At 71.7% G+C, this 13,838-nt stretch carries 11 protein-coding genes and 3 pseudogenes; 10 read left to right on the top strand and 4 right to left on the bottom strand.

The window, feature by feature from the left end; genetic code table 11:
* Nucleotides 1-21 precede the first annotated feature (21 nt).
* From ald (KPL57_RS23530) to KPL57_RS23515, 4 genes and pseudogenes are all read left to right on the top strand, one after another.
* A pseudogene (gene ald, locus KPL57_RS23530) lies at nucleotides 22-1,123 on the top strand (alanine dehydrogenase).
* Between the two features lie 94 nt (nucleotides 1,124-1,217).
* On the top strand, nucleotides 1,218-2,753 hold the full coding sequence (locus KPL57_RS23525) for an amino acid permease (protein ID WP_226353204.1): 1,536 nt from the start codon (nucleotides 1,218-1,220) through the stop codon (nucleotides 2,751-2,753).
* Between the two features lie 84 nt (nucleotides 2,754-2,837).
* A complete protein-coding gene (locus KPL57_RS23520) occupies nucleotides 2,838-4,382 on the top strand; it encodes an amino acid permease (protein ID WP_226353197.1) in 1,545 nt (514 codons plus the stop codon).
* A 188-nt stretch (nucleotides 4,383-4,570) separates the two neighbouring features.
* Nucleotides 4,571-4,822 (top strand): glutamate mutase L, encoded by a 252-nt coding sequence (locus tag KPL57_RS23515; RefSeq protein ID WP_226353203.1) that lies wholly within the window; start codon nucleotides 4,571-4,573, stop codon nucleotides 4,820-4,822.
* A 40-nt stretch (nucleotides 4,823-4,862) separates the two neighbouring features.
* On the opposite strand, the gene KPL57_RS70095 is transcribed toward KPL57_RS23515, so the two are convergent.
* Together KPL57_RS70095 and KPL57_RS23505 are read right to left on the bottom strand one after the other, a co-directional pair.
* Nucleotides 4,863-5,327 carry an FAD-dependent monooxygenase gene (locus KPL57_RS70095; RefSeq protein WP_226353202.1) on the bottom strand — a complete coding sequence of 155 codons (465 nt, stop codon included), beginning with the start codon at nucleotides 5,325-5,327 and terminating at the stop codon, nucleotides 4,863-4,865.
* Between the two features lie 124 nt (nucleotides 5,328-5,451).
* On the bottom strand, nucleotides 5,452-5,988 hold the full coding sequence (locus KPL57_RS23505; RefSeq protein WP_264198451.1) for a hypothetical protein: 537 nt from the start codon (nucleotides 5,986-5,988) through the stop codon (nucleotides 5,452-5,454).
* A gap of 154 nt (nucleotides 5,989-6,142) precedes the next feature.
* Here KPL57_RS23505 and KPL57_RS70090 point away from each other — a divergent pair, with 154 nt between their 5' ends.
* On the top strand, nucleotides 6,143-6,733 hold the full coding sequence (locus KPL57_RS70090) for a TetR/AcrR family transcriptional regulator (protein WP_226353201.1): 591 nt from the start codon (nucleotides 6,143-6,145) through the stop codon (nucleotides 6,731-6,733).
* Nucleotides 6,734-6,811: 78 nt separating this feature from the next.
* On the opposite strand, the gene KPL57_RS23495 is transcribed toward KPL57_RS70090, so the two are convergent.
* Nucleotides 6,812-7,060: an Lrp/AsnC ligand binding domain-containing protein gene (locus tag KPL57_RS23495; RefSeq protein WP_226353200.1), complete on the bottom strand. Its 249-nt coding sequence runs from the start codon at nucleotides 7,058-7,060 to the stop codon at nucleotides 6,812-6,814.
* Nucleotides 7,057-7,314, bottom strand: coding sequence for an Lrp/AsnC family transcriptional regulator (locus KPL57_RS23490; RefSeq protein ID WP_226353199.1), 258 nt, complete (start codon nucleotides 7,312-7,314; stop codon nucleotides 7,057-7,059). Before KPL57_RS23490 ends, KPL57_RS23495 begins: the two co-directional genes overlap by 4 nt.
* Nucleotides 7,315-7,410: 96 nt before the next feature.
* Between KPL57_RS23490 and ald (KPL57_RS23485) the strand changes: the two are divergent.
* The 5 genes and pseudogenes from ald (KPL57_RS23485) to KPL57_RS23465 form a co-directional block, all read left to right on the top strand.
* Nucleotides 7,411-8,510, top strand: a pseudogene (ald, locus tag KPL57_RS23485) (alanine dehydrogenase).
* A 94-nt stretch (nucleotides 8,511-8,604) separates the two neighbouring features.
* Nucleotides 8,605-10,140 carry an amino acid permease gene (locus KPL57_RS23480; RefSeq protein WP_226353198.1) on the top strand — a complete coding sequence of 512 codons (1,536 nt, stop codon included), beginning with the start codon at nucleotides 8,605-8,607 and terminating at the stop codon, nucleotides 10,138-10,140.
* An 84-nt stretch (nucleotides 10,141-10,224) separates the two neighbouring features.
* On the top strand, nucleotides 10,225-11,769 hold the full coding sequence (locus KPL57_RS23475) for an amino acid permease (RefSeq protein ID WP_226353197.1): 1,545 nt from the start codon (nucleotides 10,225-10,227) through the stop codon (nucleotides 11,767-11,769).
* A 186-nt stretch (nucleotides 11,770-11,955) separates the two neighbouring features.
* Nucleotides 11,956-13,284 (top strand): glutamate mutase L, encoded by a 1,329-nt coding sequence (locus tag KPL57_RS23470; RefSeq protein ID WP_226353196.1) that lies wholly within the window; start codon nucleotides 11,956-11,958, stop codon nucleotides 13,282-13,284.
* Nucleotides 13,285-13,556: 272 nt separating this feature from the next.
* A pseudogene (locus KPL57_RS23465) lies at nucleotides 13,557-13,838 on the top strand (adenosylhomocysteinase); the annotation flags it as partial.

Here is a 13,838-nt window from a genome sequence, read left to right as displayed (position 1 = left end):
CCCCGAGCGGAGGAGAAGGACATGCGCGTCGCAGTGCCGAAGGAGACAAAGGACAACGAGTTCCGGGTGGCGCTCACGCCCGCCGGGGTGCACGAGCTCGTCGGGCGGGGGCACGAGGTCGTCGTCGAGCACGACGCCGGCGCCGGGTCCGCGATCTCCGACGCGGACTTCAAGGAGGCCGGGGCGCACATCGTGTCCGACACCGCCGAGGTGTGGGGGTCGGCCGAGCTGCTGCTCAAGGTGAAGGAGCCCATCGAGTCCGAGTACGGCTTCCTCCGCCCGACCTGACGCTGTTCACCTACCTGCACCTGGCCGCGTCGCGCGCCTGCACCGACGCGCTGCTGTCGGCTGGGACGACCTCCATCGCCTACGAGACCGTCACCGACTCCCGCGGCCGGCTGCCGTTGCTCGCCCCGATGAGCGAGGTCGCGGGCCGGCTCGCCCCGCAGGCCGGCGGCTACCACCTCATGCGCTCGGCCGGCGGGCGCGGCATGCTCCTGGGCGGCGTCCCGGGCGCCCCGGGCTGCCGAGTCGTCGTGCTCGGGGCCGGTGTCGCGGGGGCGAACGCCATCGCCATCGCCGCCGGCATGCGGGCGAAGCTGACCGTGCTCGACGTCGACGTGGACAAGCTCCGCGCGATCGACGAGCAGTACGGCGGGGCCGTGCGCACCCAGTACTCCACCGCGCTGTCCGTGCGCGAGGCGGTGACCACCGCCGACCTCGTGATCGGCGCGGTCCTGCTGCCCGGGGCCAAGGCGCCGACCCTGGTGTCGAACGAGCTCGTCTCCCAGATGCGGCCCGGTGCGCCGTGCTCGTCGACATCGCGATCGACCAGGGCGGATGCTTCGAGGACTCGCGGCCGACCACCCACGCCGATCCGACCTACCAGGTGCACGACACGATCTTCTACTGCGTCGCGAACATGCCCGGCGCCGTGCCGCACACCTCGACCCGCGCGCTGACCAATGCCACGATGCCGCACGTGCTGCGCCTGGCCGACCGGGCTGGCGGGCCGCGACCGAGGCCGACCCGCACCTGGCCGCCGGGCCTGTCCACCCACGCCGGGAGGCTGCTGTCGCACGAGGTCGCGCAGGCCCACGGGCTGCCGTACGGCACCGTCTGACCGGGACCGGTTCGACGGCGCAACACCATCGTGACCTTAAATCCGGCCCCGGATTCGTGACGCAGGCCGCAACGCGGTCGTAGTTTCACCGGCCATGACGGTCACGAGCCGTGGTGGCGGCATGTTCCGCACCAAGACGGTCGAGCAATCCATCCGGGACACCGACGAACCGGACACCCGGCTGAAAAAGGACCTCGGGACGATCGACCTGATCGTCTTCGGAGTCGCGGTGGTCATCGGCGCCGGCATCTTCACCCTGGCCGCCAGCACGGCCGGCAACATCGCGGGACCCGCGGTGTCGCTGTCGTTCGTGCTGGCGGCGGTCGCCTGCGGTCTGGCCGCGCTCTGCTACGCGGAGTTCGCCTCGACGGTGCCGGTCGCCGGCAGCGCCTACACCTTCTCCTACGCCACCCTGGGCGAGTTCATCGCCTGGATCATCGGCTGGGACCTGGTGCTGGAGTTCGCTGTCGGCTCGGCCTACGTCTCGAAGGGCTGGTCGGAGTACCTCGCCCAGACCCTCGGCCTGCTCGGCATCGAGGTGTCGACCTCGTTCGAGCTGGGGAGCTTCTTCTCCTTCGACTGGGGCGCGCTGCTGCTCGTCGTCGTCCTGGCGTTCCTGCTCTACCGCGGCACGAAGCTGTCCAGCCGGGTCAGCCTGGTGATCACCACGATCAAGGTCGCGATCGTGCTGTTCGTGATCATCCTGGGTGCCTTCTTCATCAACGCGGCGAACTACACCCCGTTCGTCCCGGAGCCCACGCCCGGCAGCGTCGACACCGGCACCGGCATCCAGCAGTCGCTGCTGTCGTTCTTCGGGGGCGCCTCGTCGAGCGTCTTCGGCGTCTACGGGGTGTTCGCCGCCGCCGCGATCGTGTTCTTCGCCTTCATCGGCTTCGACGCCGTCGCCACGACCGCGGAGGAGACGAAGAACCCGTCCAAGGCGCTGCCGCGCGGCATCCTCGGCTCGCTCGCGATCGTCACCGTGCTCTACGTCGCCGTCGCGCTCGTGATCACCGGCATGGTGCCCTACACCGACCTGGCCACGAAGCCCGACGGCACCCGCGCCACGCTGGCACACGCCTTCGCCTCGCTGGGCATCAACTGGGCGGCGACGATCATCGCCATCGGTGCGCTGCTCGGTCTCACCACGGTCGTCATGGTGCTGATGCTCGGCCAGATCCGCGTCATCTTCGCGATGTCGCGCGACGGGCTGCTGCCGACCGCGCTGGCGAAGACGAACCGCTTCGGCACCCCGGGGCGCGCCACCTGGCTGATCGGCGTCGTCATCGCCCTGGTCGCGACGTTCTTCCCGGCCCAGGACCTCGAGCAGATGGTCAACATCGGCACGCTGTTCGCGTTCGTGCTGGTCTCGATCGGCGTGGTGGTCCTGCGCCGGACCCGGCCGGACCTGCCGCGCGGCTTCCGTACCCCGCTGGTGCCGCTCGTGCCGATCCTGGCCGTGCTCGCCTGCGTCTGGCTGATGCTGAACCTGTCGGTCGAGACCTGGCTGCGGTTCATCATCTGGATGGTCATCGGTGTGGTCGTGTACTTCGCCTACTCGCGGAAGAACTCGATCCTCGGTCGTCGCGAGCGCGGCGACCTGCCCGCCCAGGCGTCGTCCTCGGACTGACCCGACCCGCTCCACGACGGCGGCGCACCCGGACCGGGGGCGCCGCCGTTCCGCATCAAACGGACTTTCCGTATCTTTTCCGCCATGACGGCCAGAAGCCCGAACAGTGGGATCTTTCGTACGAAATCGGTCGAGCAGGCGATCTGGGACACCGAGGAACCGGAGTTCCAGCTCAAGAAGGCCCTCGGCCCGGTCCAGCTGACGATCATGGGGATCGGTGTCCTGATCGGCACCGGCGTGTTCGTGCTGGCAGGGGAGGCGGCGGCGCTCTACTCGGGTCCCGCGGTGTCCCTCTCGTTCCTCATCAGCGGGATCGTGTGCGCGCTCGCGGCGCTCTGCTACGCCGAGTTCGCCTCCACCGTCCCGGTGGCGGGCAGCGCGTACACGTTCTCCTACGCCTCGATGGGCGAGTTCATCGCCTGGATGATCGGCTGGGACCTCGTCCTGGAGTTCACCCTCGGCGCGGCCACGGTGTCGAAGGGCTGGGGCGGCTACTTCGACACGGTGATGGCGAGCATCGGGCTCCCGGTGCCCGACGCCGTCTCGGCCGGGCCCGGCGGCGGCGGGATCGTCGACCTGCCCGCGGTGTTCATCGCGCTGCTGATGATGGCCGTGCTGATCGTCGGCATCAAGCTGTCGGCCTGGGTCAACGCCACGGTCACCACGCTCAAGCTCGTGATCGTCGCCGGGATCATCGGCATCGGTGTCTTCTTTGTCTCGGGCGAGAACTGGATCCCGTTCGTCCCGGAGGCCCGGCCGGCCGACTACTCCACCGCGGCGGGCACCCCGCTGATCATGGACCTGTTCGGCATCGATACGGCGTTCGGCCTGACCGGCGTCTTCACCGCCGCCGCGCTGGTCTTCTTCGCCTACCTGGGCTTCGACATCGTCGCGACGCTGTCGGAGGAGGTACGGGAGCCGCAGCGCACGATGCCGATCGGCATCATCGCCTCGCTGACCATCGCGACCCTGCTCTACATCATCGTGTCGCTGGTCTACACCGGGATCCTGCCCTACGGGCAGCTCGGGGTGGAGGCGCCGGCCGCGGCGGCGATGGCCGCGACCGGGCTGCCCGCGGCGGAGTTCATCATCTCCTTCGGCATCCTGATCGGCCTCACCGTCGTGATCATGACGCTGATGCTCGGCCAGACCCGCGTCGCGTTCGCGATGAGCCGCGACCGGCTGCTGCCGCCGTGGCTGGCCCGGGTGCACCCGCGGTTCCGCACCCCGTACCGGCTGACGATCATCACCGGCGTCTCGGCGGCCCTGATGGGCGGCTTCCTGGAGCTCACCGAGCTGGGCCAGCTGGTCAACATCGGCACCCTGGCCGCGTTCGTGCTCGTCTCGATCGGCGTGATCGTGCTCCGCAAGCGCCGCCCGGACCTGCCCCGCACGTTCAGGGTGCCGTTCATGCCGGTGCTGCCGATCGTGTCGGCGGTGGCCTGCTTCGGCGTGGCGCTGTTCCTGCCGGCCGACACCTGGATCCGGTTCTTCGGCTGGATGGCGCTGGGTGCGGTCCTGTACTTCGTCTACGGCCGCAGGCGCTCGCGGCTGGCCACCGGCCAGTCCCTGGCCGAGATCGCCGCCGAGTCCCGCGGACGCAAGGCCCCGCAGCAGTCCGAGCAGTAGTCGATCCGAGACGCAGTCGATCAGTACCTGAGCGCTGTCCGGCCGGACCGCGGCGCAGCGCTCAGGTACTGCTGATCATGGTGTCGATCGTGGGGCCGGGGCACCCACCTCTCGGCCACGTGCGCGTCGCAACCGATCTTCCCCGGACCACTCCCTGTAACCGCCCGGCCGCAGTACGCTCGCCCTCCATGACCGACGCGTCGCCGGACGACCCGCACACGCCTGCGGTCTGCCTCGACGTCGGCTCCTGCTGGACCAAGGCCGTGCTGGTGCTGCCCGACGGGACCCCGGCGGGATTCGCCGAGCACCCGACCACCCCCGACGTGCTCACCGGGGTCGACGCGGCGGTCGCCGCCGCCGCGGCCGCCGCGGGCCGGCGCAGGCGTGCCGCGCCGCGGGTGCTGGCCTGCCACCGTCTTCCTGGCGGGCGACGCCTGTAACCGCGCCCGCACTCGCGGGCAGCGCTGTCGCACCGGCGGCTCATCCGCGGCGGGCCCGGTCCCCCTCGGCTGCCGCGGCGACGGCCGCTGCCACCTCGGCGAACGCCGCCACCGGGTCCGCGGCGGCGGCCGCGGAGAAGAAGCGCTCCAGCCCCTGCGCCGCCGCGGCGGCGTTGGCCTCGGCCCGCGGGAACATGGTCGCCTCGTAGCGGGTGACCGCCGCGACGAGGTCGTCCGGGGTGGCGGCGATCTCCCGGGCCAGGTCGGCGGCGTCGAGCATGGCGGAGTTGGCGCCCTGCCCGGAGAACGGCGACATCAGGTGGGCGGCGTCGCCGATCAGGGTGATGCCCGGGACCGGCTCCCACCGGTGCCCGACCGGCAGCATCTCCAGCGGCCGGTCGATGATCCGGTCGTCGCAGCGGACGATGAGCTCCCGCAGTTCGGGGGCGGCGTCGCCGAACGCGTCGAGCAGCACGGCGCGGGCGGCCGCCGGGTCGTCGAGCACCCCGCCGGTGCTGCCGAGCCCGTGCGCGGCGGCCCACCCGCGCTCCCCCGGACACCGGCGTACACGCGGGCGGAGCCGTCGGCGAGCCGCTGGCAGAACAGCGCCCGGCCGGTGGCGCGGGCGCTCATGGAGCCGCGGCCGACCAGGTCGTCGAGCCCGGGGAACGCCGACGGCGTGACCCGCAGCTCGACGAACGTGACCCCGTCCGACGGCGTCGCGTCCGACAGCAGCGGGCGGACCCGGGAACGTGCCCCGTCCGCCCGACGCGAGGTCCGCGGTGATCCTGCCCGGCTCCCCGTCGAGTACGCGTCGAGTCGTCCGTTGTCGCGGTGTTCGACGTGGTCGAGCCGGGCGCCCCAGCGCACCGTGCCGGGCCGAGCGACCCGAGGAGCAGGGTGCGCAGGTCGCCGCGGTCGATCTCGGGGTTGAACGTCTCGCCGGGCGCGGCGCGCTCGTCGAGCAGGACGGTCCCGTCGAGGGCGAGCATCCGCATGTCCTGACCCTCGGGCCGGGAGATGCGCAGGAACTCCTCGAGCAGGCCGGCGGCGTCGAGCGCGATCTGTCCGCTGTCGCGCTGCATGTCCAGGGTGCCGCCCTGGTCGCGGGTGGCGATGTCGGTCTCGCGCTCGAGGACGGTGACGGCGATGTCGTGGCGCTGCAGGACGCGGGCGAGGGTCAGGCCGCCGGGGCCGGCCCCGGCGACGAGGACGTGCGGTGCGCGTGCTGCTGGTGTCGGTCATGACGCCGACTGTAGATGAAGCGACTACAAAAGTGTAGTCACTTCACTTACAGAGTGACTGCGCTAACCTGTCGTCGTGACCACGCCCGGACGCCGCGAACGCAAGAAGGCCGCCACCCGCCAGGGCATCGCGGACGCCGCACTGCGGCTGTTCCTCGACCGGGGCTTCGACGAGGTGACCGTCGCCGAGGTCGCCGAGGCCGCGGACGTCTCGGTCACCACGCTGTTCAAGCACTTCGGCAGCAAGGAGGCGCTGCTGTTCGACGAGGACGGGGCGCAGGAGGCCGAGCTGGTCGCCGCGGTGCGCGACCGTGCGCCGGGGACCGACGTCGTCGACGGGCTGCAGGCCTGGCTGCTCCGGCGCGTCGACGGGCCGCCGTCGGACCGGCGGCCGGGCTCGGAGGAGCTGGAGCGCTTCCGCAGGATCATCGATGCGGCGCCGAGCCTGCGCGACCACGCGCGACGGATGTGGGCCCGCCACGAGGCCGCGCTCGCGGCGGAGCTGGCCCGCGACGCAGGTCGGGACGAACCGTCACCGGCAGACCGGGTGCTCGCGCACGTCGTCGTCGGGATCCCGCCGCTGCTGCGTGAGCAGGCCGGTCGGGCCCGCGAGCACCTCGACGCCGCGTTCGCGCTGATCCGCCACGGCTACGACGCGGCTCGGTAGGAGACGCGGCTCGGTAGGAGACGCAGCTCGGTAGGAGACGCAGCTCAGTAGGAGACGCGGCTCAGGTGGTGACGCTGCTCAGTAGGTGTCGGGCGCCCGGTGGTGCTCGAAGATCAGTGACGTGCGGGTGCCCGCGACCTCGGCCCAGGCGTTGAGCGTGCCGACCAGGTCGCGCAGTGCCACGGTGTCGGCGGTCGCGACCCGGATCATGTAGTCGTCCTCGCCGGCGAGGAAGTACACGTCGCGGACCTCGGGGCGGCGGGACACCCGGGTCACGAACTCGGCGAGCCGGTCGCGGGCGTCGGACTGCAGACGGACCGAGATCATCGCCTGCAGGGGGTGGCCGGTCGCCGCCGGGTCGACGTCGGCGTGGTACCGCGGATCACCCCGCTCTCGCGGAGTGCCCGGACCCGGCCCAGGCACGTCGACGGGGCGATTCCCGCCCCCGCCGCGAGTGAGTTGTTCGGCGTCCGGGCATCCCGCTCCAGCTGGCGCAGCAGGGCGCGGTCGACCCCGTCGAGCCGAACAGGGTTCGACGACGGCGGCCTCTTCCGCGGCGTCGACGAAGGATCGTCGTTCATCAGTCACCTCAGAGAATCTTGCTCAGTTCTGTTGGCAGCTTATCGATGTTTCTTCACCATTGATGCAGGACAGGGCCCCGAGCGGAGGAGAAGGACATGCGCGTCGCAGTGCCGAAGGAGACCAAGGACAACGAGTTCCGGGTGGCGCTCACGCCCGCCGGGGTGCACGAGCTCGTCGGGCGGGGCACGAGGTCGTCGTCGAGCACGACGCCGGCGCCGGGTCCGCGATCTCCGACGCGGACTTCAAGGAGGCCGGGGCGCACATCGTGTCCGACACCGCCGAGGTGTGGGGGTCGGCCGAGCTGCTGCTCAAGGTGAAGGAGCCCATCGAGTCCGAGTACGGCTTCCTCCGGCCCGACCTGACGCTGTTCACCTACCTGCACCTGGCCGCGTCGCGTGCCTGCACCGACGCGCTGCTGTCGGCTGGGACGACCTCCATCGCCTACGAGACCGTCACCGACTCCCGCGGCCGGCTGCCGTTGCTCGCCCCGATGAGCGAGGTCGCGGGCCGGCTCGCCCCGCAGGCCGGCGGCTACCACCTCATGCGCTCGGCCGGCGGGCGCGGCATGCTCCTGGGCGGCGTCCCGGGCGCCCCGGGCGCCGAGGTCGTCGTGCTCGGGGCCGGTGTCGCGGGGGCGAACGCCATCGCCATCGCCGCCGGCATGCGGGCGAAGGTGACCGTGCTCGACGTCGACGTCGACAAGCTCCGCGCGATCGACGAGCAGTACGGCGGGGCCGTGCGCACCCAGTACTCCACCGCGCTGTCCGTGCGCGAGGCGGTGACCACCGCCGACCTCGTGATCGGCGCGGTCCTGCTGCCCGGGGCCAAGGCGCCGACCCTGGTGTCGAACGAGCTCGTCTCCCAGATGCGGCCCGGTGCCGTGCTCGTCGACATCGCGATCGACCAGGGCGGATGCTTCGAGGACTCGCGGCCGACCACCCACGCCGATCCGACCTACCAGGTGCACGACACGATCTTCTACTGCGTCGCGAACATGCCCGGCGCCGTGCCGCACACCTCGACCCGCGCGCTGACCAATGCCACGATGCCGCACGTGCTGCGCCTGGCCGACCGGGGCTGGCGGGCCGCGACCGAGGCCGACCCGCACCTGGCCGCCGGCCTGTCGACCCACGCCGGGAGGCTGCTGTCGCACGAGGTCGCGCAGGCCCACGGGCTGCCGTACGGCACCGTCTGACCGGGACCGGTTCGACGGCGCAACACCATCGTGACCTTAAATCCGGCCCCGGATTCGTGACGCAGGCCGCAACGCGGTCGTAGTTTCACCGGCCATGACGGTCACGAGCCGTGGTGGCGGCATGTTCCGCACCAAGACGGTCGAGCAATCCATCCGGGACACCGACGAACCGGACACCCGGCTGAAAAAGGACCTCGGGACGATCGACCTGATCGTCTTCGGAGTCGCGGTGGTCATCGGCGCCGGCATCTTCACCCTGGCCGCCAGCACGGCCGGCAACATCGCGGGACCCGCGGTGTCGCTGTCGTTCGTGCTGGCGGCGGTCGCCTGCGGTCTGGCCGCGCTCTGCTACGCGGAGTTCGCCTCGACGGTGCCGGTCGCCGGCAGCGCCTACACCTTCTCCTACGCCACCCTGGGCGAGTTCATCGCCTGGATCATCGGCTGGGACCTGGTGCTGGAGTTCGCTGTCGGCTCGGCCTACGTCTCGAAGGGCTGGTCGGAGTACCTCGCCCAGACCCTCGGCCTGCTCGGCATCGAGGTGTCGACCTCGTTCGAGCTGGGGAGCTTCTTCTCCTTCGACTGGGGCGCGCTGCTGCTCGTCGTCGTCCTGGCGTTCCTGCTCTACCGCGGCACGAAGCTGTCCAGCCGGGTCAGCCTGGTGATCACCACGATCAAGGTCGCGATCGTGCTGTTCGTGATCATCCTGGGTGCCTTCTTCATCAACGCGGCGAACTACACCCCGTTCGTCCCGGAGCCCACGCCCGGCAGCGTCGACACCGGCACCGGCATCCAGCAGTCGCTGCTGTCGTTCTTCGGGGGCGCCTCGTCGAGCGTCTTCGGCGTCTACGGGGTGTTCGCCGCCGCCGCGATCGTGTTCTTCGCCTTCATCGGCTTCGACGCCGTCGCCACGACCGCGGAGGAGACGAAGAACCCGTCCAAGGCGCTGCCGCGCGGCATCCTCGGCTCGCTCGCGATCGTCACCGTGCTCTACGTCGCCGTCGCGCTCGTGATCACCGGCATGGTGCCCTACACCGACCTGGCCACGAAGCCCGACGGCACCCGCGCCACGCTGGCCACCGCCTTCGCCTCGCTGGGCATCAACTGGGCGGCGACGATCATCGCCATCGGTGCGCTGCTCGGTCTCACCACGGTCGTCATGGTGCTGATGCTCGGCCAGATCCGCGTCATCTTCGCGATGTCGCGCGACGGGCTGCTGCCGACCGCGCTGGCGAAGACGAACCGCTTCGGCACCCCGGGGCGCGCCACCTGGCTGATCGGCGTCGTCATCGCCCTGGTCGCGACGTTCTTCCCGGCCCAGGACCTCGAGCAGATGGTCAACATCGGCACGCTGTTCGCGTTCGTGCTGGTCTCGATCGGCGTGGTGGTCCTGCGCCGGACCCGGCCGGACCTGCCGCGCGGCTTCCGTACCCCGCTGGTGCCGCTCGTGCCGATCCTGGCCGTGCTCGCCTGCGTCTGGCTGATGCTGAACCTGTCGGTCGAGACCTGGCTGCGGTTCATCATCTGGATGGTCATCGGTGTGGTCGTGTACTTCGCCTACTCGCGGAAGAACTCGATCCTCGGTCGTCGCGAGCGCGGCGACCTGCCCGCCCAGGCGTCGTCCTCGGACTGACCCGACCCGCTCCACGACGGCGGCGCACCCGGACCGGGGGCGCCGCCGTTCCGCATCAAACGGACTTTCCGTATCTTTTCCGCCATGACGGCCAGAAGCCCGAACAGTGGGATCTTTCGTACGAAATCGGTCGAGCAGGCGATCTGGGACACCGAGGAACCGGAGTTCCAGCTCAAGAAGGCCCTCGGCCCGGTCCAGCTGACGATCATGGGGATCGGTGTCCTGATCGGCACCGGCGTGTTCGTGCTGGCAGGGGAGGCGGCGGCGCTCTACTCGGGTCCCGCGGTGTCCCTCTCGTTCCTCATCAGCGGGATCGTGTGCGCGCTCGCGGCGCTCTGCTACGCCGAGTTCGCCTCCACCGTCCCGGTGGCGGGCAGCGCGTACACGTTCTCCTACGCCTCGATGGGCGAGTTCATCGCCTGGATGATCGGCTGGGACCTCGTCCTGGAGTTCACCCTCGGCGCGGCCACGGTGTCGAAGGGCTGGGGCGGCTACTTCGACACGGTGATGGCGAGCATCGGGCTCCCGGTGCCCGACGCCGTCTCGGCCGGGCCCGGCGGCGGCGGGATCGTCGACCTGCCCGCGGTGTTCATCGCGCTGCTGATGATGGCCGTGCTGATCGTCGGCATCAAGCTGTCGGCCTGGGTCAACGCCACGGTCACCACGCTCAAGCTCGTGATCGTCGCCGGGATCATCGGCATCGGTGTCTTCTTTGTCTCGGGCGAGAACTGGATCCCGTTCGTCCCGGAGGCCCGGCCGGCCGACTACTCCACCGCGGCGGGCACCCCGCTGATCATGGACCTGTTCGGCATCGATACGGCGTTCGGCCTGACCGGCGTCTTCACCGCCGCCGCGCTGGTCTTCTTCGCCTACCTGGGCTTCGACATCGTCGCGACGCTGTCGGAGGAGGTACGGGAGCCGCAGCGCACGATGCCGATCGGCATCATCGCCTCGCTGACCATCGCGACCCTGCTCTACATCATCGTGTCGCTGGTCTACACCGGGATCCTGCCCTACGGGCAGCTCGGGGTGGAGGCGCCGGCCGCGGCGGCGATGGCCGCGACCGGGCTGCCCGCGGCGGAGTTCATCATCTCCTTCGGCATCCTGATCGGCCTCACCGTCGTGATCATGACGCTGATGCTCGGCCAGACCCGCGTCGCGTTCGCGATGAGCCGCGACCGGCTGCTGCCGCCGTGGCTGGCCCGGGTGCACCCGCGGTTCCGCACCCCGTACCGGCTGACGATCATCACCGGCGTCTCGGCGGCCCTGATGGGCGGCTTCCTGGAGCTCACCGAGCTGGGCCAGCTGGTCAACATCGGCACCCTGGCCGCGTTCGTGCTCGTCTCGATCGGCGTGATCGTGCTCCGCAAGCGCCGCCCGGACCTGCCCCGCACGTTCAGGGTGCCGTTCATGCCGGTGCTGCCGATCGTGTCGGCGGTGGCCTGCTTCGGCGTGGCGCTGTTCCTGCCGGCCGACACCTGGATCCGGTTCTTCGGCTGGATGGCGCTGGGTGCGGTCCTGTACTTCGTCTACGGCCGCAGGCGCTCGCGGCTGGCCACCGGCCAGTCCCTGGCCGAGATCGCCGCCGAGTCCCGCGGACGCAAGGCCCCGCAGCAGTCCGAGCAGTAGTCGATCCGAGACGCAGTCGATCAGTACCTGAGCGCTGTCCGGCCGGACCGCGGCAGCGCTCAGGTACTGCTGATCATGGTGTCGATCGTGGGGCCGGGGCACCCACCTCTCGGCCACGTGCGCGTCGCAACCGATCTTCCCCGGACCACTCCCTGTAACCGCCCGGCCGCAGTACGCTCGCCCTCCATGACCGACGCGTCGCCGGACGACCCGCACACGCCTGCGGTCTGCCTCGACGTCGGCTCCTGCTGGACCAAGGCCGTGCTGGTGCTGCCCGACGGGACCCCGGCGGGATTCGCCGAGCACCCGACCACCCCCGACGTGCTCACCGGGGTCGACGCGGCGGTCGCCGCCGCCGCGGCCGCCGCGGGCCGGCGCAGGCGTGCCGCGCCGCGGGTGCTGGCCTGCTCCTCGGCCGGCGGGGCCCTGCGCCTGGCCGTGGTCGGGGCCGAGACGTTGACCGCGACCGAGGCCGGGCACCGGGTCTGCCGCTCCGCGGGGGCTCGGGTGGTCGGGGTGCACCCCGGTCCGCTGGAGCCCGACGCGGTGCTGGAGCTGTCGAGCCGTCGTCCCGGGGCGGTGCTGCTGCTCGGCGGGGCCGACGGGGCCGACCCGGCGGTGCTGCTGCACAACGCGGGCAGGCTGGCCCGCACCCGCGGGCACTGGCCGGTGCTGCTCTCGGTCGGCGAGGACGCCCGCGCCGACGCGCTCGGCCTGCTGCTGGCCGGCGGGCGGGCCGTGACGACCTGCCCCAACGTCACGCCGCAGCCGGGCACGATCGTCGCCGGACCCGCGCGGGACGCCGTCGCCGCGCTCTACGCCCGGCACGTCCTGGGGTCGGGCACCGGCCGGTTCGGCGCGCTGGTCCGGTCCGGCACGCACGCCGCCGTCGGCGACGGGGCCGGGGTGCTGGCCCGGCTGACCGGGACCGGGGTGCTCGTCGTCGACGTCGGCTCGGCGACCACCGACGTGCACCGCCACGGCCCCGGCTCCGGTCCGGCGGCCGCGACCGAGGAGGGTGACCTCGGGGGTGCGCGACGGCGCCGTCGGCGTCCTGACGGAGGCCCAGACCGAGGGCATCGTCGACCCGGTCGAGGCCGACCTGCTCGGCCCGGCCGTCGCCACGCTGCAGGAGTCGCGGGCCACCGTGCCCGCCGACCGGGCGCGGCGGCCGAGGACCGCAGGCTGGCGGCGATCGCCGCGGTGGTCGCGCTGCGCAGGCACCTGCGCCACACCGGCGTCCTCGCCGACCCCGCGCAGCCCGAGCCCGGCCCGGACACCCCGTCGACGCAGGTGAGTCGGTCTCGTCGTCCTCACCGGGGGGGCGTGTTCCGCCAGCGCGACGCGGCCGGGCTGGCCGCCGCGGCCCGCACGGTGCGCCACGACGCCGTCCTGGCCCCGTTGCTGGCCCGGGCGGAGGTGCGGGTCGACAGCGAGTCCGTGCTGGCCCCGGCCGGCTGCTGGCCGCCCACGGCCGCGAGGTCGCGGCGAGCGGGCTGCTCGCCGAGCACCTGACGGGCTGATCACGCATGAGTGACACCCCGCACCGGCTCGCGACCATGGAGGTCGCGACATCGCCGGGCGCCGAGAGGCGCTGCAGCGGCCGTGACCGGTCACGGTCCGTCCGCCACGCTCGGGCCCGGCCGGCACGGACGAGAAAGGGCGCCTGTCTCCGACGAGGAGGGGGACGCCGTGCCCCGTGCACGTCGCTCCTCCTCGCCGTCGGACCGCACCCGTCGTGCCGACGAGTACGACTCGATCGCCTGAGGAGGCGACCACACCACCCCATGACCGATCACCCGAAGCTGCAGCATGCCGGCGGCCTGGACTTCGCGATCACGCCGACATCTCCGAGGCGGAGTACGGCCGCAAGGACATCCGGCTCGCGAGAAACGAGATGCCGGGCCTGATGGACCTGCGCCGGGAGTACGGCGAGTCGAAGCCGCTGTCGGGCGCCCGGATCGCCGGGTCCCTGCACATGACCACCCAGACCGCGGTCCTCATCGAGACCCTCGTCGCGCTCGGCGCCGACGTCCGCTGGGTGTCCTGCAACATCTTCTCCACCAGGA

The organism is Pseudonocardia sp. ICBG601 (assembly GCF_020496245.1).
This window is presented reverse-complemented; position numbering and strand designations above follow the sequence as displayed.

Bases quoted from the DNA above. Each gene is read 5' to 3' on its own strand.
- KPL57_RS23525 (WP_226353204.1), top strand. From the start codon at position 1,218: ATGACGGTCACGAGCCGTGGTGGCGGCATGTTCCGCACCAAGACGGTC.
- KPL57_RS23520 (WP_226353197.1), top strand. From the start codon at position 2,838: ATGACGGCCAGAAGCCCGAACAGTGGGATCTTTCGTACGAAATCGGTC.
- KPL57_RS23515 (WP_226353203.1), top strand. From the start codon at position 4,571: ATGACCGACGCGTCGCCGGACGACCCGCACACGCCTGCGGTCTGCCTC.
- KPL57_RS23495 (WP_226353200.1), bottom strand. From the start codon at position 7,060: ATGATCTCGGTCCGTCTGCAGTCCGACGCCCGCGACCGGCTCGCCGAG.
- KPL57_RS23490 (WP_226353199.1), bottom strand. From the start codon at position 7,314: ATGAACGACGATCCTTCGTCGACGCCGCGGAAGAGGCCGCCGTCGTCG.
- KPL57_RS23480 (WP_226353198.1), top strand. From the start codon at position 8,605: ATGACGGTCACGAGCCGTGGTGGCGGCATGTTCCGCACCAAGACGGTC.
- KPL57_RS23475 (WP_226353197.1), top strand. From the start codon at position 10,225: ATGACGGCCAGAAGCCCGAACAGTGGGATCTTTCGTACGAAATCGGTC.
- KPL57_RS23470 (WP_226353196.1), top strand. From the start codon at position 11,956: ATGACCGACGCGTCGCCGGACGACCCGCACACGCCTGCGGTCTGCCTC.